16 protein-coding genes are annotated in these 21,515 nt (G+C 68.5%); 5 read left to right on the top strand and 11 right to left on the bottom strand.

The window, feature by feature from the left end:
- Positions 1 to 141 precede the first annotated feature (141 nt).
- On the bottom strand, positions 142 to 1,155 hold the full coding sequence (locus AB0H78_RS24070) for a BadF/BadG/BcrA/BcrD ATPase family protein (protein WP_363236592.1): 1,014 nt from the start codon (positions 1,153 to 1,155) through the stop codon (positions 142 to 144).
- Between the two features lie 79 nt (positions 1,156 to 1,234).
- Here AB0H78_RS24070 and AB0H78_RS24065 point away from each other — a divergent pair, with 79 nt between their 5' ends.
- A complete protein-coding gene (locus tag AB0H78_RS24065; RefSeq protein WP_363236591.1) occupies positions 1,235 to 2,110 on the top strand; it encodes a MurR/RpiR family transcriptional regulator in 876 nt (291 codons plus the stop codon).
- Complete coding sequence (locus AB0H78_RS24060) at positions 2,107 to 2,859, top strand: SIS domain-containing protein (RefSeq protein ID WP_363236590.1); 753 nt, start codon at positions 2,107 to 2,109, stop codon at positions 2,857 to 2,859. Before AB0H78_RS24065 ends, AB0H78_RS24060 begins: the two co-directional genes overlap by 4 nt.
- Positions 2,860 to 2,924: 65 nt before the next feature.
- Here AB0H78_RS24060 and AB0H78_RS24055 read toward each other — a convergent pair whose 3' ends face one another.
- The 3 genes from AB0H78_RS24055 to ngcE are packed head-to-tail and all read right to left on the bottom strand — an operon-like array spanning position 2,925 to position 6,266.
- Positions 2,925 to 3,797: a carbohydrate ABC transporter permease gene (locus tag AB0H78_RS24055; protein ID WP_363236589.1), complete on the bottom strand. Its 873-nt coding sequence runs from the start codon at positions 3,795 to 3,797 to the stop codon at positions 2,925 to 2,927.
- Positions 3,794 to 4,852, bottom strand: coding sequence for a sugar ABC transporter permease (locus AB0H78_RS24050; RefSeq protein WP_363236588.1), 1,059 nt, complete (start codon positions 4,850 to 4,852; stop codon positions 3,794 to 3,796). Before AB0H78_RS24050 ends, AB0H78_RS24055 begins: the two co-directional genes overlap by 4 nt.
- 7 nt (positions 4,853 to 4,859) lie before the next feature.
- Positions 4,860 to 6,266 carry an N-acetylglucosamine/diacetylchitobiose ABC transporter substrate-binding protein gene (gene ngcE, locus AB0H78_RS24045; RefSeq protein ID WP_363236587.1) on the bottom strand — a complete coding sequence of 469 codons (1,407 nt, stop codon included), beginning with the start codon at positions 6,264 to 6,266 and terminating at the stop codon, positions 4,860 to 4,862.
- Positions 6,267 to 6,966: 700 nt separating this feature from the next.
- Here ngcE and AB0H78_RS24040 point away from each other — a divergent pair.
- On the top strand, positions 6,967 to 10,797 hold the full coding sequence (locus tag AB0H78_RS24040) for a GH92 family glycosyl hydrolase (protein WP_363236586.1): 3,831 nt from the start codon (positions 6,967 to 6,969) through the stop codon (positions 10,795 to 10,797).
- 69 nt (positions 10,798 to 10,866) lie between these two features.
- Here AB0H78_RS24040 and AB0H78_RS24035 read toward each other — a convergent pair whose 3' ends face one another.
- Both AB0H78_RS24035 and AB0H78_RS24030 read right to left on the bottom strand, forming a co-directional pair.
- A complete protein-coding gene (locus AB0H78_RS24035; protein WP_363236585.1) occupies positions 10,867 to 11,304 on the bottom strand; it encodes a MarR family transcriptional regulator in 438 nt (145 codons plus the stop codon).
- A gap of 2 nt (positions 11,305 to 11,306) precedes the next feature.
- The gene (locus tag AB0H78_RS24030; protein WP_363236584.1) at positions 11,307 to 11,783 is read right to left on the bottom strand and encodes a MarR family transcriptional regulator; all 477 of its coding nucleotides are present in this window, start codon (positions 11,781 to 11,783) and stop codon (positions 11,307 to 11,309) included.
- A gap of 75 nt (positions 11,784 to 11,858) precedes the next feature.
- On the opposite strand from AB0H78_RS24030, the gene AB0H78_RS24025 reads away from it, so the two are divergent.
- On the top strand, positions 11,859 to 12,851 hold the full coding sequence (locus AB0H78_RS24025; RefSeq protein WP_363236583.1) for an aldo/keto reductase: 993 nt from the start codon (positions 11,859 to 11,861) through the stop codon (positions 12,849 to 12,851).
- Between the two features lie 62 nt (positions 12,852 to 12,913).
- Here AB0H78_RS24025 and acnA read toward each other — a convergent pair whose 3' ends face one another.
- The 5 genes from acnA to AB0H78_RS24000 all read right to left on the bottom strand — a co-directional run bounded on the left by acnA (position 12,914) and on the right by AB0H78_RS24000 (position 20,663).
- Positions 12,914 to 15,628: an aconitate hydratase AcnA gene (acnA, locus tag AB0H78_RS24020; protein WP_363236582.1), complete on the bottom strand. Its 2,715-nt coding sequence runs from the start codon at positions 15,626 to 15,628 to the stop codon at positions 12,914 to 12,916.
- A 173-nt stretch (positions 15,629 to 15,801) separates the two neighbouring features.
- Positions 15,802 to 16,611 carry a tetratricopeptide repeat protein gene (locus AB0H78_RS24015; RefSeq protein WP_363236581.1) on the bottom strand — a complete coding sequence of 270 codons (810 nt, stop codon included), beginning with the start codon at positions 16,609 to 16,611 and terminating at the stop codon, positions 15,802 to 15,804.
- A gap of 50 nt (positions 16,612 to 16,661) precedes the next feature.
- Complete coding sequence (locus AB0H78_RS24010) at positions 16,662 to 18,737, bottom strand: iron ABC transporter permease (protein ID WP_363236580.1); 2,076 nt, start codon at positions 18,735 to 18,737, stop codon at positions 16,662 to 16,664.
- A 22-nt stretch (positions 18,738 to 18,759) separates the two neighbouring features.
- Positions 18,760 to 19,749, bottom strand: a complete 990-nt coding sequence (locus tag AB0H78_RS24005; protein WP_363236579.1) for an iron-siderophore ABC transporter substrate-binding protein — start codon at positions 19,747 to 19,749, stop codon at positions 18,760 to 18,762.
- Positions 19,746 to 20,663 (bottom strand): ABC transporter ATP-binding protein, encoded by a 918-nt coding sequence (locus AB0H78_RS24000; protein ID WP_363236578.1) that lies wholly within the window; start codon positions 20,661 to 20,663, stop codon positions 19,746 to 19,748. Before AB0H78_RS24000 ends, AB0H78_RS24005 begins: the two co-directional genes overlap by 4 nt.
- Before the next feature lie 152 nt (positions 20,664 to 20,815).
- On the opposite strand from AB0H78_RS24000, the gene AB0H78_RS23995 reads away from it, so the two are divergent.
- Positions 20,816 to 21,445, top strand: coding sequence for a dihydrofolate reductase family protein (locus AB0H78_RS23995; RefSeq protein ID WP_363236577.1), 630 nt, complete (start codon positions 20,816 to 20,818; stop codon positions 21,443 to 21,445).
- Positions 21,446 to 21,515 lie beyond the last annotated feature (70 nt).

Raw genomic sequence — 21,515 nt, 5'->3', positions numbered from 1 at the left:
CGCAGCAATGAGACCCCGCCCTATCTCCAACATGTGAACTCTAAGATGAGCCTTTGGGGTTCCTATCCGTCAAGACCTTGAGCAGGGGAAGGCACGAATGAGCGGCCCTGCCACCGACCCCAGTTGAGACAGAAGCGCAGGTCAGGCGGGTGTGACGGGCGCAGAAGCCGCTGGAGACGGATTACCCTCGGTAAATTTCGCGTGCAGCACGGCATGCACGGCTGCTTCCACTGGGTTCACGACCTCGCCCGCCGCCAGCCAAGCGGCCGCTCCGGCCCCGCTTCCCGCGGTACGCACCGAGGTGTCGCCCTGCGCCGCGAGGAGCTCCAGCACCACCGAGCGAAGCGGACCTTCGCTGGTCAGCACGGATCCGGCGAGCACTATCTGGCTCTGCGGGAGGTGGACGCGGGACGCCGTGGCGACCAGCCTGCGCGCTCCTTCTCGTACGATCTCCAGCGCCTTCGGGTCGCCTGCCGCGGCGGCCCCGTTCACGGCGGGAGCGAGCCGGGTGAGCGACTGGGGGTCGGCCTGGGCGCGGGCCACCAGGGCGATCGCCTGATCGTTCAGGTCACGAAAGGATTGCGGTGAGCCGAGCAGTTCCTCGGTGACGAGCTCTCCGAGCAGTCCCGGGTCGGCGCTGTCCGGGGTCGCGAGGGTGTGCACGACGACCCTGGCGGCTTCCCGCCCGAGCCAGTAGCCGGATCCCTCGTCACCGAGGAGCCAGCCGAGGCCGTCCGACACCTCCGCGACGGTCCCGTCCGACACCCGGCAGGCGATCGCACCCGTACCGCTGAGCAGAAGCGTCCCCGAAGGCTGCGGGGTGCCGGCCACGAAGGCGATCAGCGCGTCGCCCACCGGGCGGGGTACGCAGCCGAGTCCGGCCCCCTGCCACACCGCTGCGAGCTCACCCGGTGCGAAGGCCTGGCCGCCCGCGATGCCCGCCACCCCGGCGACCACGTCGGCCGGGTCCACCGTGCGCAGCGCATCGGCGAGGGCCTCGGCCAGCCGGCCGCAGGCGGCGGGCCCGCCATGGGTGGTGGGGTTGGCGCCGCCTGCCCGTCCCTGACCGAGCAGCTCTCCGTCGAGCCGCATGACGACCGCGCGGGTCGCGGTGCCGCCCGCGTCGATTCCCAGGACGAGCCGGTGATCCGTCATGCCGACATGGTGGGTCTTGACGGGAGTCCATGGCAAGAATAATTTTCATGCCGATGGCACTCCAATGAAAAGAGTTACCTTGACAGCGGGGACAGTTGGGCGGATCGCGGATGAACTGCCCGAATTGCCAGGTGCGTTGCGCCGTATCGCGGAAGCGGTTCTGGCCGACCCGGCGGCGGCCGCACGCTCGACGATCATCGAGCTGGCCGCCCGCGGCGGGGCCTCCCCCGCCACGGTGACGCGCTTCGCCAGGACCTTTGGATTCGCCGGGTACACGGAGCTCCGCTATGCCCTGGCAGCCGATACCGGGCGTACCGAGCAGGCGAGTTGGGAGAGCGCGGCGGAGGCGGTCGTCTCTCCGGACGACTCGCTCTCCACCATGGTCCAGTCGCTGCTGACCACCGACACCGAGCTGCTGCGCGAGACCGGTGAACAGCTCGACCTCGACGCCGTCGCCCAGGCGGCGGCCGCCATGGTCTCCGCCCGGCGCGTCCTGTTCTTCGGCACCTCGGTGAGCGGGGCCGTGGCGGGCCTGATCGCGGGGCAGTTCAACCGCATCCGGGTGCCCTGCTGGAGCTCCACCGACCCGCACGAGGCCCTGCCCAACGCGGCGCTGCTCCAGCCGGGCGACGTCGTGGTCGGGGTGTCCCACCGGGGGCGTACGCGCGAGGTCCTCGAAGTACTGACCGAAGGGGCCGACAACGGCGCGGTCTCCGTCGCCGTCACCTCCTCCCTGCGCACACCGCTGGCGGAGACGGCGGACCATGTCCTGCTGACAGCGGGCCGGGAGGGCGGTCTCCGCGCCCGCGGCATGGCCACCGTCCACTCCCAGCTCTTCGCTCTCAACGCCCTCTACATGGCAGTCGCGCAACTGACGTACGAACGCACCACGCACGCCATCGAGATCACCAGCCAGGCCACAGCCAGCCACCGGACAGAGATGAGACGACCATGACCATCGACGCGCAGTCGTACGTCGGGCACATCGAGCAGCTGATTCCCTCCGTGGCCAAGAGCCAGACGGAGGCCGTCGGCCGGGCCGCCCGGCTGATCAGCGCATCCCTTCTGGACGGCGGCGTGATCCAGGCGTTCGGCTCCGGACACTCGGAGTCGATCTCGATGGAGATCGCGGGCCGGGCCGGCGGCCTCGTCCCCACCAACAAGATCGCCCTGCGCGACCTGGTGCTGTACGGCGGCGAGCCCGCGTCGCTGCTCGGCTCACCCGAACTGGAGCGCGATCCCGCGATCGCCAGGAGGCTCTACGACCTCGTCCCGGTCCAGCGGCAGGACGTCTTCGTGATCACGTCCAACTCCGGTGTCAACGGGACGATCGTGGAGTTCGCGTCGATCGTGAAGGAGCAGGGGCACGGCCTGATCGCCATCACCTCGCTCCAGCACACCCAGGAGATGACCTCGCGCCACCCCTCGGGCCGCAAGCTGATCGACCTGGCCGACGTGGTGCTGGACAACGGTGCTCCGTACGGGGACTCGGTCATGGACCTCCCCGGTGGCGGCACCTTCGGCGCCGTCTCCACCATCACCTCCGCACTGCTCGCCCAGATGACGGTCGCCGAGGTGGTCAAGGATCTGCTGGCCGCGGGGGAGGTCCCGCCGGTCTATCTCTCCGCGAACATGGCGGGCGGCGACGAGCACAACCGTGAACTCGAGGCGCGGTACGCGGGGCGGATCCGCCGCGGGGCCTGATGCGCACAACGAAGTGCCCCGGCGGAGATGTCCGCCGGGGCACTTCGTTTGTCGGACAGCAGGTGTCAGCGGAAGGTGCCCTGCGACACCGAACCGGCGATCCGGCGCTGGAAGATGACGTACACGACCAGGACAGGCGCCACCGTGACCACGATCGCCGCGAACAGCGCGCCGTAGTCGACGTCGTAGACCTGCGAGGACGCGTAGGCGGCCATTCCCTGGGTCAGGACCCACTTGTCCTGGTTGGTGTTGAGCGCCACCGGCAGCAGGAACTGGTTCCACAGCCCCAGGAAGTTGAAGATCGCCACCGCGGCCATGCCCGGGCTGGCCATCGGCAGCATCACCTGGAAGAACGCCCGCCAGTCACCGGCACCGTCGATCTGCGCGGCCTCGTAGACGTCATGCGGCAGTGACCGGAAGAACGAATAGAGGAAGAACATCGTGAACGGCAGCGCGAACGCGACGTAGGTGAGGATCAATCCGATACGCGTGTTCAGCAGCCCGAGGTTCTGCAGCTGGAAGAACAGCGGGACGATCGCCAGGAAGACGGGGAAGGTCAGCCCGGCCAGCATCACGTAGTAGATCACCCGGCGTCCGGGGAACTCGAACCGCGCCAGGATGTACGCGCACATCGACCCCAGCAACATCACCAGGACCAGCGCGGAGACCACGACGACCACCGAATTCAGGAAGTACTTCCCGATGTTGGCGTCGCTCCACGCGTGCGAGTAGTTCTCGACCATCCAGTGATCCGGCAGCGAGAACGGTGACGACAGAATCTCGCTGTTCGTCTTGAACGACGACACCAGCACCCACAGCATGGGCACGATCACGATCACGGACCACAGGATCAGCAACGCGTGCGAGATCGCCGCAAACCTGCGGTCGCTGTTCGCGACGCCTTTCGTCAGCTTCCGGTCGGCGGCTATGGCGCTCACTGAGCACCTCCCTTGGCTCCTGCACGCCGAGCCTTGAACCCACGCGCTTTCTTCTTTTTGTCCTCGCCACCGCCGGTCAGGCGATTGACGATGAACACCAGCAGCGCGAACACCAGGGTGACCACGGCGAGGACGACCCCCATCGCGGTGGCATATCCGAACTGCCCCTGGCGAAAGGCGACATTGAACAGTCGCTGGCTGATCGTCAGGGTCGAGTTGTCCGGTCCACCGTTCGGCAACAGCGCCTGTACGTAGACGAACGCGTCCAGCGCGGCGATGCCCAGGTAGATGTACGCCGTCTGCACCGTGTCCCGGATCGCCGGCAGAGTGATCGAGAACGTTGCGCGGAACCGGCCGGCCCCGTCGATCTTGGCCGCCTCGTACAGCTCGGCGGGAACTCCCTTGATCGCAGCGATGAAGAGCACCGCGTAGAACCCGACGAGCCCCCAGACGAAGACGAACATCAGGGCCGGCATCGCGGTCGAGGATTCGCCCAGCCAGGCGAACTCCTTGAACCCGCTCAGCCCGAGCTTGGTGAGCATGCCGTTGAGCAGGCCGGCGTTCGGGTCGTACATCTGCGCCCAGATCAGACCGACGATGATCGCCGGCACGACGTAGGGGAAGAACGAGATGACCCGGTAGAACGACGCCCCTCGGATTCCCCGGATGGGGCCCTTGCTGGGTCCGCCCAGGGTGATGGCCACCGCGACCCCGAGGGCGAGCGTCAGCGTCACGAACGGCACGATGGCCGCCAGCAACGCGACATTGCGCAACGCCTTCATGAAGACGTCGTCCTGGAACATCTTGGTGAAGTTGTCCAGCCCGATGAAGTTGTAGTCGGGGCTGAAGCCGCGCCAGTCGGTCATCGCCCAGAAGATCGCCTGGACGAAGGGGATCAGGACGAAGGTCACGAAGACAGCCAACGGGACGCCGAGGAACGCGAGGAAGAACGTCACCCGGTCGAAGGTGAGCTTGCGGCGTCGGGGACGCCCGCCGCGAGCGGCCGGCGTCGACCGGCCGCTCGCGGTGTCGGGGTTGGTGATCGTGTCACTCATGGGGATGCTAGCTAACCTCGAACTTCTTGATGGAGTCGTCGTTCCGGATCTTGTCGGAGATCTTCTGCAGAGCCTTGGTCAGGCCCGCGGCGTCGAGGTCTCCGGCAAGGAACGAGTTCCACGGCACCAGCATGTCGGTGTTGATCCCGTAGGCGCCGACGAACTTGTGGTCGAAGATGTGCTCGCCCGCATCGGCGAGCATCTTCGACTGCGAGACCAGCGCCGTCGATCCGTAGCCGTCGGCGGGCACGGTGTCCTTGACGATCGTCGGGGCCAGCTTCGTCTTGGAGAAGTTGGAGGCCGCCTCCTTGGACAGCATCGCCCGCAGCGTCTCCTTGCCGCCTGCCGCGTTCTTGGCCTTCTTGGGAACCATGAACGGCTCGCCCGCGGCAGCGTGAACCGCCTCGTAGGGCATCTTCGGGCTGCTGGTGACCGTGAACTCCGGAATACCGGTCATCTGGAAGTCGGCCTTGGTGGCCTTCTTCATCTCGTTCTCGATCCAGCCACCGGTCGGGTAGAGGAGCGCCTTCTGGTCGTTGCTCCAGGCCGCCTGCGCCTTCTGGAACTGGGTGCCGGAGCCGCCGGGGACGAACATGCCCTCCTTGACCATCTTCTCGAGGACCTTGAGGATGTCCTGGATGGGCTTCTGCGACCAGGAGTCCTTGTCGAGCTTCTCGAGGGAGATACGGACCTCGTCGCCACCCTCCTTGATCGCGGAGTCGATGACCAGCGTCTGGTAGTACGTCGCGGCTTCCTTGCCGAAGACGAACAGGTACTTGCCCTTCGCCTTCGCCTTCTTGCCGAGCTCGTACGCTTCGTCCCACGTCTTCGGCGCGGTCCAGCCGTTCGCCGCGAACAGCGTCTTCGAGTACCAGACGCCGTACACGGTCATCACGTAGTTGAGCCCGACGAACTTGCCGTTGAACGTTCCGGGGGCCTTGACGCCGGCGTAGATCGTGTCGGCGATCTTCTTGCCCTCGTAGTTGTTGGCCTCAAGGACGTCGTCGAGCGTCTCGAGCTGGTCGAGAATGCTGAGGAAGCCGATCTGGTCCTCACCGGAGTTGTCGATGAGGTCCGGCGGGTTGCCGCCGACGAACCGGGGCTGAAGCTCCGGGGCGATGTCGACGACCGGCTTGACCTGGACCGAGACACCGGCGATCTGGCTGCCGATGACCTTGTTGGCGTACCCGACATAGTCGGTGCCGTAGCCGCCGTTGAAGATGCAGGCTTCGACCTTGGAGTTCTTCGCGACACCGAACGGGTTCTTCGCCGAGGTCTCGCCCTTCGGCTTGTCCTTGTCCCCGCCGTCGGAGGAGGGAGAGCCGCACGCGACCGCCATCGATCCCATGGCCGCTGCCGCGATCGCCCCACGCAGGAACATCCGCCTGTCAAGAGAGCCGGTACGAGTCGTCATCTCTGCATCCTCACTGATCGATTCGATCTTTATGGGTTTCACTGCGTGTTCGGCCGTCAGGCCGGTCAGGCGATGCGCCTGCCGCACTTCCCCGCGCGACTTCGGGTGAGTCTCCGCGTGGAATGCCGGCGGAGAGGCGCGTCAGTGCGTTTCGCCGTCGTTTCGGCGCCGCTCAGCGGCGCCGATGGTGATCAGCTGCGAGATGCATGGCGTCGTGATCGACGCTCCTGATCATCGCGATGGCCTCCACCGAGGGTGGATCCCATGCTCAAGTCCTCGCCTTCTCCAGGACTCAGGCGGTGAACCGGATCCTCCCCGGTACCGCGGTGATGTGAAGCTGAGGTCAAGCGGTGGCGGGTACTTATGGATTGGTCCGATTGCACGGCACCGAACTGCTCCCCCGCCGCCTTCCCGTCCCCCCGGACCCGCTGCCGATTTCACGGCTGGGCGGACGCCGACAGGTATAGTCCACTTCCCTTCAACTGGGCAAGATCGAATGCAGGTTTGAACGTCAGTCTTTCCCGAGTTGAGACCTCACGGACATCTGGGGCTCCGTGGAACGGTCCATTCCGGACCCGCCCGAAACGCCACCCCGACACGTCCAACACCCTTGACACCACTGGGCACTTGCCTTCCTACTTGACCTTGCGCATCAACATGACAACGTTGTCCAGATCGCATCCTCAGGAGGACGTCCTTCATGCCGATCAGACCCCGGCACCGAAAGAATTCTGCAACCGTCCTGGTGGCGACCGCCTTCGCGCTCGTCGTCTCGGCCCAGGGCGCCGCCGTCGCCCGTCCCGCCCAAGCCGCGCAACCGGGGGGCGAGTTCACGTCCTCCTTCGAAGCCGGACAACCGCAGCCCGACTGGCGCAACACCGTCGAAGTGGGGCCTGACGGTCAGAAGCGCTCATCCGGTGTCGAAGGCGGCTTCAGCAGTGGAATACCGGGCAATGTGACGGACCGGGTCACCGATGTCCGGGCCAGCGCCGAGAACACCGGCGGCGGGGAGGTGAAGGAGAACCTCGTCGACACCGACTCGACCACGAAGTGGCTGACATTCGCCCCGACCGGCTGGGCCGAGTTCGATTTGGACGAACCCGTCAAGGTCGTGACGTATGCGCTCACTTCGGCCAACGACCATGCCGAGCGTGACCCAAAGGACTGGACCCTTGAAGGTTCGGCCGACGGCACCACGTGGAAGACGCTGGACACGCGCAAGGGCGAGACCTTCACCGGGCGCTTCCAGACGAAATCGTACGATTTCGCGAATGACACGGCCTATGCGCACTACCGGCTGAGCGTCACCGCCAACGGCGGGGCCACGGACGCCCTGCAGCTCGCAGACGTTCAACTCTCGAACGGTGACACCAGCGTCCCGCCGCCGTCCGACATGCGCACCCAGGTCGACAACGGCCCCAGCAGCTCCCCCACGGCGAAGGCACGCGCGGGCTTCACCGGGACGAAGGCCCTGCGGTACGCGGGGACGCAGTCCGGCACCGGGCATGCCTACTCGTACAACAAGGTCTTCGACGTCGATACGCGCATCGCCAAGGACACCCAGCTCTCCTACAAGGTGTTCCCCGCGATGGCGGAGACCGACCTCAACTACCCCGCCACCAACGTGTCGGTCGATCTCGCCTTCACCGACGGCACCTATCTGAGTGACCTGGGTGCCCTCGACAGCAACGGCGGGACGCTGACACCTCAGGGCCAGGGCGCCGCCAAGCGGCTGTACGTCAACCAGTGGAACTCCGTCGCCTCCCGCATCGGCTCGGTCGCGGCCGGCAAGACCGTCGACCGGGTCCTGGTCGCCTACGACTCCCCCAAGGGCCCGGCGAAGTTCCAGGGCTGGCTCGACGACATCACGATCGCGCCCAAGGCTCCGGAGAAGCGCAAGGCCCACCTTTCGGACTACGCGCTGACCACCCGCGGCACCAACTCCAGCGGCTCCTTCTCGCGCGGCAACAACTTCCCCGCGACCGCCGTGCCCAATGGCTTCAACTTCTGGACGCCGGTCACCAACGCCGGCTCCACCAGCTGGCTGTACGACTACGCCCGCGGCAACAACGCCGACAACCTGCCGACCCTGCAGGCCTTCGCGGCGAGCCACGAGCCGAGCCCCTGGATGGGCGACCGCCAGACCTTCCAGCTGATGCCGTCGATCGCCTCCGGCACCCCGGACGCCGACCGCACCAAGCGGGCGATGCCCTTCCGCCACGAGAACGAGACGGCGAAGCCGCACTACTACGGCGTCACCTTCGAGAACGGTCTCAAGGCGGAGATGACGCCGACCGACCATGCGGCGATGATGCGGTTCACCTATCCCGGTGACGACGCCAGCATGATCTTCGACAACATCTCCAACGACGGCGGCCTGACCCTCGACCCGGCCACCGGCTCCTTCTCCGGTTTCTCGGACGTCAAGAGCGGCGGCTCCACCGGAGCGACCCGGCTCTTCGTATACGGGACCTTCGACACCCCCGTCACCGCCGGCGGCAAGCTGAAGGGCGGAGGCGGCGACGACGTGACCGGCTACCTGCGCTTCAAGCCGGGCAAGAACAAGACGGTCACCCTCAAGATGGCCACCTCGCTGATCAGCCTGGACCAGGCGAAGGACAACCTGCGCCAGGAGCTCCCGGCCTCCGCGACCTTCGAGGGCACCGAGCACCGCGCCCAGTCCGCCTGGGACACGATCCTCAAGAAGGTGGAGGTCGAGGGCGCCGACCAGGACCAGCTCACCACCCTCTACTCCTCCCTCTACCGGCTGTACCTCTACCCCAACTCCGGCTCGGAGAAGGTCGGTTCGAAGGTCCAGTACGCCAGCCCCTTCTCCAAGGCGACCGGTGAGAACACCCCGACGCAGACCGGCGCGAAGATCGTCGACGGTCAGGTCTACGTCAACAACGGCTTCTGGGACACCTACCGCACGACCTGGCCCGCGTACTCCTTCCTCACCCCGAAGAAGGCGGGCACCCTCGTCGACGGCTTCGTCCAGCAGTACAAGGACGGCGGCTGGACCTCGCGCTGGTCGTCCCCCGGCTACGCGGACCTGATGACCGGCACCAGCTCGGACGTGGCCTTCGCGGACGCATACGTCAAGGGCGTCACCAACTTCGACGCCAAGGCGGCCTATGAGGCGGCCCTGAAGAACGCCACGGTCGTCCCCCCGAGCTCGGGCGTCGGCCGCAAGGGCATGGAGACCTCGCCCTTCCTCGGATACGCCTCGACCGACACCCACGAGGGCATGTCCTGGTCGATGGAGGGCTACGTCAACGACTACGGCATCGCCAAGATGGGCGAGGCCCTCTACAAGAAGACGCACGAGCAGCGCTACAAGGAGGAGTCCGCGTACTTCCTCAACCGCGCCCAGGACTACGTCAAGCTCTTCGACTCCAAGGCCGGCTTCTTCCAGGGCAAGGACCTCAAGGGCGACTGGCGCGTCGACTCCTCGAAGTTCGACCCGCGCGTCTGGGGCTACGACTACACGGAGACCAACGCCTGGGGCATGGCCTTCACCGCCCCGCAGGACTCGCGCGGTCTCGCCAACCTCTACGGCGGCAAGGACGGCCTCGCCAAGAAGCTCGACACGTACTTCTCCACCCCCGAGACCGCGTCCCCCGAGTTCGCGGGCTCCTACGGCGGTGTCATCCACGAGATGACCGAGGCGCGTGACGTGCGGATGGGCCAGTACGGCCACAGCAACCAGGTCGCCCACCACATCACGTACATGTACGACGCGGCCGGCCAGCCCTCCAAGACCCAGGAGAAGGTCCGCGAGGTCATGAGCCGCCTCTACACGGGCAGCGACATCGGCCAGGGCTACCACGGCGACGAGGACAACGGCGAGCAGTCGGCCTGGTACCTCTTCTCCTCGCTCGGCTTCTACCCGCTCGTCATGGGCAGCGGCGAATACGCCATCGGCTCACCGCAGTTCACCAAGGCGACCGTCCACCTGGAGAACGGCCACGACCTGGTCGTGAAGGCGCCGAACAACAGCGACAAGAACATCTACATCCAGTCGCTGAAGGTCAACGGCAAGTCCTGGAACTCCACCGCCCTCCCGAACGACCTTCTGGAGCGCGGCGGCACACTGGACTTCTCGATGGGCTCGAAGCCCTCCAACTGGGGTACGGGCAAGAACGCGGCCCCCGTCTCCATCACCCAGGACAACAAGGCCCCCGCCCCGCGCGACGACGCGATCACCGGCGCGGGCCCGCTGTTCGACAACACCTCTGCCACGTCGGCCGAGTTCACGTCGACGGACCTGCCGGTCGCCGGTCCGGCCCGCCCCGTCCAGTACACCCTCACCTCGTCCGACAGGACGAAGGCACCGTCCGCCTGGACCCTCGAAGGCTCGAACGACGGTACGAAGTGGACCCCGCTGGACCAGCGCACCGAACAGTCCTTCAGCTGGGACCAGCAGACCCGGGTCTTCACGGTGGCGCACCCCGGTACGTACAAGAACTACCGCCTGGTGAACGCCGGAACGGGCGCGGCGACCCTCGCGGAGGTGGAGCTGCTCTCCTGACCTGACAGCACTCCTGCACGACGCCTGAGGGCGGTCACGGACGAACTCCGCGGCCGCCCTCAGGTCTGTTCAGCGCCCTGCGAGTTCGGCATTGGCGCGCTCGGTGACCAGGGCCAGGACGCGTCCCGCGGCTTCCAGGTCGGCGGCCGGGATGTCTCCGTACAGCCGCGCGGCGATGTTGTTGCCGGCGGTGCGGGTGTGCTCGTGCAACTCCGCCCCCGCGTCCGTGAACCGGACCTCGTCGCCCTCCGCCGTCTCCAGCAGCTTGCCGGAGATCAGCTCGTCGACGACGGTGCGGGCCAGGGCTTCCTCGATCTTGACCCCGCCGACCAGCCGGCCGACGATCGCCCCGGTGTCCACCGAACCGCCGCGATCGGCAACGTAATTGAGCGCCAGGGCCTGGTGGAAGCTGGTGCCGCTCTGCACCAGCGCTCCCTCCAGGAGGGCGCGGGTGGCGTAGTGGGCCTGGCCGATGACCTGGCCGTTGACGGTGGGTATGGCAGTCATGGTTACTCCTCGGGTACGTCGAGTGGTCCATCGAGTGGTACGTCGAGCAGCGCCGCCAGCTCTCCGGCGAGCGCCTTCGTCCGGGCGCCGCCGAGTCCTCCGAGCGGCGCCAGCATCCGTCCGTGCAACTGCTGTACGACCTTGATCGCGCTTCCGGTGACCTCACGCCCCCGTGCGGTGAGCGATAGGCGCACCGCCCGTGAGTCGGCCGGGTCCTTGGCGCGCTCGATCAGCCCCGCGGCCTCCGAGGCGCGGGCCAGTTTGGAGACGTACAGCGCCTCCAGGCCTGTGTGGTCGGCGAGTTGGCGCTGGCTGGGCTGCACTCCGGAGTACTCCAGGCCGTACAGCGATGCGAGCAGTGAGTACTGCGCGTGCGTCAGCCCCAGGGGTGCCACCGCCCGGTCGACGGCGACCCGCCACTTCATGGACAGGCGCCAGACCAGGAAACCGGGTGTCGAGCCTTCGTATGCCGTACTCATGAGAGATACAGTACATGGCTATTAAGTACACGGCTACTATTTCCGGGAACGGCCCCCAGCGCCTACGGTCGGGGCATGACTTCCACCCTCCCCACCCGTCGGCTCGGCGAACTGACCGTCTCCGCCCAGGGCCTCGGCTGCATGGGCATGAGCCACGCGTACGGCGCCGCGGACGACGACCAGTCGATCGCAACCGTCCACCGCGCCCTGGACCTCGGCGTCACCCTGCTGGACACCTCCGATTTCTACGGGCAGGGCCACAACGAGGAGCTGATCGGCCGCGCCCTCGCCGGTGCCCGCCGCGAACAGGCCGTCGTGGCAACGAAGTTCGGTTTCGCCAACCGGCTCGGCGAGCCGACCGCGATCCGTGGCGACGCCGCCTATGTACGGCAGGCCTGCGACGCCTCGCTGCGCCGGCTCGCCACCGACCACATCGACCTCTACTACCAGCACCGGGTGGACCCGGACGTGCCGATCGAGGAGACGGTCGGTGCGATGGCCGAGCTCGTACAGGCCGGGAAGGTGCGCCACCTCGGACTCTCCGAGGCGGGTGCGGCGACGATCCGCCGTGCGCACGCGGTGCACCCGATCGCGGCGCTGCAGAGCGAATGGTCGCTGTGGACCAGGGAGTTGGAGGCGGAGATCGCCCCCGTCTGCCGGGAGCTGGGGATCGGCCTGGTGCCGTTCTCGCCGCTCGGCCGGGGCTTCCTGACCGGCCGCTACACCTCGGTCGAGGCCCTGTCCGCGTCCGACATGCGCCGCTCGCAGCCGCGTTTCGCGGACGGCAACCTGGAGCGGAACCTCAAAATCGTCGACCACCTCAACGCCCTGGCCGCCGAAAAGGGCGTCACCGCGGGCCAGTTGGCGCTCGCCTGGGTGCAGCACCGGGGCACGGACGTGGTGCCGATTCCGGGCACCCGCCGCCAGACGTACCTGGAGGAGAATCTCGCCGCCGCGACGATCGCACTGTCGCAGGAGGAGCTGGCGGCGATCGACGCGGCCGCCCCGGCGGGCACGGTCGCGGGCACCCGCTACGACGAGGGCAGCCTGCGCTTCGTCAACGGCTGAGCGGAACGCCCGAGGGCCGCACCCCCGAAGGGATGCGGCCCTCGACTACGCGCCCGTACCGCTTACTTGCCGATCAGGTTGCGCAGCACGTACTGCATGATGCCGCCGTTGCGGTAGTAGTCCGCCTCGCCGGGGGTGTCGATGCGGACGACCGCGTCGAACTCCACACCGGTGTCGGTGGTGACCTTGACCGTACGGGGGGTGGTGCCGTTGTTCAGCTCGGTCACGCCGGTGAAGGAGAAGGACTCCTCGCCGGTCAGACCCAGGGACGCGGCGGTGGCGCCCTCCGGGTACTGGAGCGGCAGGACGCCCATGCCGATGAGGTTCGAGCGGTGGATGCGCTCGTACGACTCGGCGATGACGGCCTTCACGCCGAGCAGCGCGGTGCCCTTGGCGGCCCAGTCGCGGGACGAGCCCGAGCCGTACTCCTTGCCCGCGAGGATCGCGAGCGGGGTGCCGGCCGCCTGGTAGTTCTGCGAGGCGTCGTAGATGAACGCCACCGGAGCGTCGTCCTGCGTGAAGTCGCGGGTGAAGCCGCCCTCGGTGCCCGGCGCGATCTGGTTGCGCAGGCGGATGTTGGCGAACGTGCCGCGGATCATGACCTCGTGGTTGCCACGGCGCGAGCCGTAGGAGTTGAAGTCGCGGCGCTCGACGCCGTGCTCCGTGAGGTACTTGCCGGCCGGGGTGTCGGCCTTGATCGCACCGGCCGGGGAGATGTGGTCGGTCGTGACCGAGTCGCCCAGCTTGGCGAGGACGCGCGCGCCCGTGATGTCGGAGACCGGGGTGGTCTCCATCGTCATGCCCTCGAAGTAAGGGGGCTTACGGACGTACGTCGACTCCGGGTCCCACTCGAAGGTGTTGCCGGTCGGGATCTCCAGGGCCTGCCACTGGGCGTCGCCCGCGAAGACGTCCTGGTAGGACTTGTTGAACATGTCCTCGCCGATGGCGGAGGCCACGACCTCGTTGACCTCGGCCTCGGTCGGCCAGATGTCCTTGAGGAAGACCGGCTTGCCCTCGGTGTCGGTGCCGATCGCGTCCGTCGTGATGTTGACCTTCATCGACCCGGCGATGGCGTACGCAACGACCAGCGGCGGCGATGCGAGGTAGTTCATCTTGACGTCGGGGTTGATGCGGCCTTCGAAGTTACGGTTGCCCGAGAGCACCGAAGTGACGGCCAGGTCCGCGTCGTTGATCGCCTTCGAGATCTCCTCGTCGAGGGGACCCGAGTTGCCGATGCAGGTGGTGCAGCCGTAGCCGACCAGGTTGAAGCCGAGCTTGTCGAGGTACGGCGTGAGGCCGGCCTTGTCGAAGTAGTCGGTGACGACCTTGGAGCCCGGGGCGAGGGTGGTCTTGACCCACGGCTTGCGGGTCAGGCCCTTCTCGGCGGCCTTCTTCGCGACGAGCGCGGCGGCGACCATGACGTACGGGTTCGAGGTGTTGGTGCAGGAGGTGATGGCCGCGACCGTCACCGCGCCGTGGTCGATCTCGAACGAGGTGCCGTCGGCCAGCGTGACCAGGGTCGGCTTCGTCGGGACGCCGTTGGAGGACGCCGGGGCGTCGGACGCCGGGAAGGACTCCTTGCCGGCCTCCTCGTCGTCGGCGACGTAGTTGCGTACGTCTACGGCGAACTGCTCGGCGGCGTTCGCGAGGACGATGCGGTCCTGCGGGCGCTTCGGGCCTGCGATGGAGGGGACGACCGTGGAGAGGTCGAGCTCCAGCTTCTCGGAGAAGTCGGGCTCGGCGGCCGGGTCGAGCCAGAGGCCCTGCTCCTTGGCGTACGCCTCGACGAGCGCGACCTGCTGCTTGTCGCGGCCGGTCAGACGCAGGTAGTTCAGCGTCTCGTCGTCGATCGGGAAGATCGCGGCGGTGGAGCCGAACTCCGGCGACATGTTGCCGATGGTGGCGCGGTTGGCGAGGGAGGTCGCGGCGACGCCCTCACCGTAGAACTCGACGAACTTGCCGACGACGCCGTGCTTGCGCAGCATCTCGGTGATCGTGAGGACCAGGTCGGTGGCGGTGGTGCCGGGGGTGAGCTCGCCGGTCAGCTTGAAGCCGACGACGCGCGGGATGAGCATGGAGACCGGCTGGCCCAGCATCGCGGCCTCGGCCTCGATGCCGCCGACGCCCCAGCCGAGCACGCCGAGGCCGTTGACCATGGTGGTGTGCGAGTCGGTGCCGACGAGGGTGTCGGGGTAGGCCTGGCCGTTGCGGACCATGACCGTGCGCGCCAGGTGCTCGATGTTGACCTGGTGGACGATGCCGGTGCCCGGGGGGACGACCTTGAAGTCGTCGAAGGCGGTCTGGCCCCAGCGCAGGAACTGGTAGCGCTCCTTGTTGCGGCCGTACTCCAGCTCGACGTTCTGCGCGAACGCGTCCTTGGTGCCGAACTTGTCGGCGATGACGGAGTGGTCGATGACCATCTCGGCGGGCGAGAGCGGGTTGATCTTCGCCGCGTCGCCGCCGAGCTCCTTCACGGCCTCACGCATCGTGGCGAGGTCCACGACGCAGGGGACGCCGGTGAAGTCCTGCATGATCACGCGGGCCGGCGTGAACTGGATCTCCTCGCTGGGCTGGGCCTGCGAGTCCCAGCCGCCGAGCGCGCGGATGTGGTCGGCGGTGATGTTCGCGCCGTCCTCCGTCCGCAGCAGGTTCTCCAGCAGCACCTTCAGGCTGTAAGGGAGGCGCGCGGAGCCCTCGACCTTGTCCAGCTTGAAGATCTCGTACGACTCGTCACCCACGCGCAGCGTGCTGCGGGCGTCGAAGCTGTTCGCCGACACGACAGTCTCCTTCATAAAAGTGCGCGTTCTACCGCTCTCGGCTCCAGCGCCGATCAGGTAAGGTAACCCTTACCCGCGGGACGGCTTCGGTGCGCCTGGGCAGATATCTCGATGTCGAGATAACTCTAGTACACCGCCGCGCCCGGGTCATGTCTGGGCACCCCTGACGCCGGTCAGGCGGGCGGGTCCCCGGCGGTGATACGGCGCAGCAGCGCGCGGGCCTCCTCGGTACGAGGGTGGTCCGGGTGCAGACGCTGCTCGCAGAGGGCGAGCGCCTGTCGGGCCATGGCCTCGGCCTCGCTCCGGCGGCCGAGTCCGTACAGAGCCGTGGCGGTGGCGATCTCCGGGGATCCGCTTTCAGCACGGCTTCCATCCGACGGAAACCGGCCGGCTTCTGCCAGGGCCTCCTCGTGCCGGCCGAGGCCGCTCAGGCTGTGGACGAGGGCGGAGCGGAGCGCGAAGGCGGTGCGCCCCTGCGCCCGCGGCAGATTCCCCGCAGCGATGGCGTGCGCTTCTTCGTACCGGCCCTGCCCGCACAGAGCTTTGGCCAAGCCTGCCAGAGCAGACAGTTCGGCCTTCTCTCTGCCGTCGAGGCGTGCGAGGCGGCCCGATTCCCGCAGTACGACTCCCGCCTCGGCCTCCGCCTCCGCGTACCGCTTCTGACCGACGAGGATCGCCGTACGGTTCGCCCGGGCCATCACCAGCAGCATCCGCCAGGCGCCGACAGTCCGCTCCAGATCGACGATCTGTGCCTCCACTTCGGCCAGCACTTCGCCTCCGTGCCCGTGCGCTATGGCCGTGGTCACCGCCATGGTTCCGGCCAGCCGGTCCACGGCAGGACCGCGGCTCCTGTGGCTCCGGGGCGCGGCCGCCATCGCTCTCGCCCCGGCCTCGACCTTTTCGTACTCGCCCTCACGGAACTGAACGTCAAGCTCGTCGAAGACCGCCTCCTGCGAACGTGTCAGCTCTTCCCCCGCCCGCATGCGTCGCCTGTGGGCCCACCTCGCCGCTATGGACTTCATAGGCCGGGAGGCTACGTCCGCGCCCGGCTCCGTACCAGCAGCCACAGGAAGTACGGCGTCCCGATGACCGCCGTCAGCAGACCCGCTCCGAGCTGCGCCGGTGCGATCACCGTCCGGCCCACCACATCGGCCGTGCCCACGAGCACCGCGCCCAGCAGCACCGCCACCGGCACGACGCGCACATGGCGGCGGCCCACCAGGGCGCGCGCAGCGTGCGGGGCGACCAGGCCGACGAAGGCGATCGTTCCGGCCGCGGCGACGGCCGCCGCGCTGAGCAGGACGCCCAGCGCCAGGAATCCCAGGCGTGCCCGGGACAGACCGAGGCCGAGCAGCCTCGGGGTGTCCTCGTCCAGCGAGACGAGGTCGAGCTCCGTGCGGCGTACGGCCGTCACGGCGAGCGCCGCCACGAGGACGACGGTGAGCGGCAGCAGGTCCGGCAGGGTGCGTCCGTACGTCGAACCCGACAGCCAGGTCAGCGCCTTGGTGGCGTTGAACGGGTCGGTGAGGACGATGAACAGGCTGATCAGGGCCGAGCTCGCGGTGGCGACGCCCATGCCGACCAGGACGAGGCGGTTCTGCTGGAAGCCGCCGCGCGCGGACAGCCCGAAGACCAGTCCGGAGGCGACGGCGGCGCCTGCGAAGGCCGCGACGGCGAGGCCCGTCGGACCGGCCGAGGGCACGGTCGTCAGCAGGATCACCGCGCCCAGCGCCGCTCCGCCGGAGACGCCCAGGACGCCCGGTTCGGCGAGCGGGTTGCGGGTGACGGCCTGGACCAGGGTTCCCGCCAGCGCGAGGGCCGCACCCGCGAGGAGGGCGGCGAGCACCCTCGGCACCCGGGTGTCGAGGACGTACGAGACGGACCGGCCGGCCCTGCCCTGCGCCCAGTTGACGACATCGCCGAAGAGCAGCTTCGTGTCGCCGAGCAGCACGGAGGCGACGGTCAGCGCGATCAGCACGGCCACCAGCGTGCCCGCCACCGTCAGGAAGACGGCCCGGCTGCGGATCCGCAGCCGGTCGGGCGGGGCGGCGGCTCCGGTGTCCCGGCCTCGGGTCGCCAGCACCATCAGGAAGACGGCGCCGACCAGGCTCGTCACCACACCGGTCGGCACGGCCACCGCCACATCGGATGCCACCATGCCGCGCAGCGCGACGTCCGAGCCGAGCACCAGGGCCGCACCGGCCAGTGCGGAGAGCGCCACGCTCGTACGCAGCCGGGACAACCGGCGGTGACGGCGGGCCGCCAGGCGTACGACGGCCGGGGCGAACAGCCCCACGAAGCCGACCGGCCCTGCGAGGGTGACGGCCGCGGCCGAGAGCAGCGCGGACAGCACGACCGTGGTCACACGGGTGGCCCGCACCGGTACGCCGAGGCCGCGCGCGGCGTCGTCGCCGAGCGCCAGCGCATCCACGCGGCGGGCCACGAGGAGCAGCCCGGCCAGCCCGATGACGGCGAGCGGCAGCATCCACAGCACGCCGCCGAAGCCGTTCTGCGCGATGCTGCCCTGGTTCCAGGCGTACAGCCCCTGCGTCTGTACGGGGAACAGCAGCAGCAGTCCCTCGGTGACGGAGCTGAGCCCGAGGGTGAGGGCGCTGCCCGCGAGGACCAGCCGTACGGTCCCCGCTCCCAGCCCTGAGAGGGCGAGCACGACGGCCGCGGCCGCGAGCCCGCCGGCGAAGGCGATGCCGGATGAGGCGAGCAGCGGCATCGAGACGCCGGTCGCCGCGGCCAGCCCGAGCGCGAGATAGGAACCGGCGTTGACCGCGAGGGTGTCGGGTGCGGCGAGCACGTTACGGCTGACGGCCTGGAGGGCGGCGCCCGCCATGCCGAGCACGGCCCCGACGAGGAGTCCTGCGGTCATGCGCGGCAGCCGCGAGGCGACGACCACGGAGGCGTCCGCCGGATCGGCCTGCCCGGTGAGCGCTTTCCAGATCTCGGCGGCGCCGACGGACGCGGTGCCCTGCGTGATGTCGACGACCGCGAGGACGGCGACCAGCAGGACGAGCACGGCCGTCACCGCGACCGCGCCGCCCGTCCGGGGAGCCGCCGTGGTGGGGACGGAGGGAGGAGCAGTGGTGGTGACGGCCATGGTGTTTACACGCGCCCCGTCGTCACTTCTTCAGCGCGGCGACGACGGAGTCGACGTACGACTCCATCGACGCGGTGCCGCCGAACATCCATACACCGTCGGGCAGTCGGTGCACTTTGTCCGCCTTCACGAACGGGAGCGACTTCCAGACCGCGTTGCCGGCGAGCTCATGGGTGAAGGGCGTGCTGCCCTTGTCGTCGTCGCTGCCGATGTACGCGAACTGCACGTCACCGAGCTTGGTCAGACCCTCGACGTCGGTGGCGGCGAGCCCGTAGGCCGGGTCGCCCTTCATCGTCCAGGGGTTCTTCAGCCCGAGCTTCGCGTTGACCGCGCCGAGCAGCGAGCCGCCGGTGTAGGGGCGGATGGAGACCTGATTGCCCGTCACATACCCGTCGGCGAAGGCGAACTTGTCCCCCTTGTGCCCGGCCTTCTCCAGCGCCTCGCTGCCCGCGGCGAGCTTCGCCTCGAAGCCCTTCTTGAGCTCCTCGGCCTTGGCGGTGGTGCCCGTGGCCTTGGCGATCATGTCGAGGTCACTGTTCATCTGACCGATCGGGTCGGCCGCGTCGGCCGCCTTCAGGTCGAGGACCGGGGCTATCTTGCTCAGTTGCGTGATGGCGGCCGCGGGCAGGTCGCTGGTGGCGACGATGAGATCGGGTGCGAGCGCGGCGACCGAGTCCATGCTGGGCTCGCCGCGGGTGCCGATGTCCTTCGGCGAGTTGGTCAGCGGGGCGGCCTTGTCCCAGGACGTGTACCCCTTGACGTCGGCGACGCCGACCGGCGCTACACCCAGCGAGACCAGGTGCTCGACGACGTTCCACTCGGTCCCGACGACCTTCTTGGCGGGCCCGTCCAGCTCGACCTTCTTACCGGAGGCGCCGGTGAGGGTGATGTGCGCGGCCGCCTTGTCGTCCGCGTTCGCGGCTTTGTCCGCAGCGGGCTCGGTCGTACCGCACGCGCTGAGGGTCAGTGCGGCGGCGGTGGCCGTGACGGCGGTGAGGAGGAGTCGTCTCATGAGGTGGCACTGAGCCTTTCGCTGTGCGCGTGGTGCGCGTTCTGCCTGCTGTTCCGTGCGGCGTCGCCGTCCGGCGCCCGCCGTGTGTGATGCCGTCCGATGGCCCGGGTGCGCAGACGCCCCGTCAGCGGGTCGGTGGAGACCTCGATCCGGATGCCGTACGTGTCCGTGAGCCGGTCCGGGGTGAGTACGTCCTCGGGCTCGCCGTCCGCGATCACGCGTCCGTCGCGGAGCAGCACGATCCGGTCGGCGACGGCCGCCGCCTGGTCCAGGTCGTGCAGGACCACTCCGACGGCGATGCCGTGGTCGTCGGCCAAGTCCCGTATCAGGTCCAGGAGTTCCACCTGGTAGCGCAGGTCGAGGTAGGTCGTCGGCTCGTCGAGGAGCAGTACGCCGGTCTCCTGCGCGAGGCAGCCCGCGAGCCACACCCGCTGCAGCTGGCCTCCGGAGAGGTGCTCGGCGCCGCGGCCTGCGAGTTCGGCGACCCCGGTCATCGCGAGCGCCCGGTCGACGGCCGCGGTCCCGTCCGGATCGGCCCGCCCCCAGCGGCCCCGGTAGGGATAGCGCCCGAACTCCACGACGTCCCGCACGGTCAGCCCGCTGGGTGTGGGCCGGCCCTGGGTCAGGAGCGCCACATGCTGCGAGAACTCACGGGGCGTCAGCGCGAATCCGTCCGTGCCCTCGTCGAGGGTCAGCGCCGCACTCCGGGCCCGCTGCAGCCGCGCCACGGTCCGCAACAGCGTGGACTTTCCACTGCCGTTGGGCCCGACCAGCACGGTCACCCGCCCGGGCGCGAGCGCGAGGGCCGCCTCGTGCACGACGTCGAGACCGTCGTACGCCACGGTGACACCCGTGGCGGAGAGGGCGTGGCCGCGAACATGCGCGGCCCGGGGAAGTTCTTCACCGACTTTCACGCGCCGAAGGTTAGCCTAACCTAACCAGGACTGAAAACACCGGGGAACGCCGACCAGGAACCGTCGATCCGGCCGCCGCTCGTTCGACGCAGAGGTGAGAGCAGGAAGCAGCAGGAAGACAGAGCAGCAAGAGACGGACCAAGGAGAACGCCATGCCCAAGCTTCGCGTACACAACCTCACGGTCACCCTGGACGGCTTCGCCTCCGGCGTCGACCAGCGCCCCGGAGCCCCCTTCGGCGACGGTGTCGACGGACTGCACGAGTGGGCCTTCGCCGCTTCACGCGACCTGGCCGACGGCAAGGGCGGGATCGACGCCGGCTGGATCGAACGCGGCGACGAGAACATCGGGGCCACCATCATGGGGCGCAACATGTTCGGGCCCGTGCGAGGACCGTGGCAGGACGAGTCATGGACGGGCTGGTGGGGTGAGAACCCGCCCTACCAGCACGATGTGTTCGTCCACACCCACCACCTGCGGCCGTCGGTGCCCATGGCGGGCGGGACCGTCTTCCACTTCACGGACGAGCCCGTCGAGACCGTGCTGCAGCGGGCGTTCGAAGCGGCGGACGGGAAGGACGTGCGGATCGGCGGCGGGCCGGCCACCATCCAGCAGTACCTGCGCGCCGGGCTCGTCGACGAGATGCACGTGGCCGTCGTCCCGCTGCTCGCCGGCCGCGGAGAGCGCCTCTTCGACCACCTGGGGGACGCGCTCGACGGCTACCGGGTCGCCGAGGTGGTCGCCTCCCCCGCCGCCGCGCACTCACTGCTGGTCCGCCGTTGACCCGGGTCAGGTCGGAACAACTGACAGATGTCATACCGGAGTTCGTACGCGGCTCACTGCCGGAGGCACC

This window comes from Streptomyces sp. NPDC050738 (assembly GCF_040654175.1).
Classification (GTDB): Bacteria; Actinomycetota; Actinomycetes; order Streptomycetales; family Streptomycetaceae; genus Streptomyces.
This window is presented reverse-complemented; position numbering and strand designations above follow the sequence as displayed.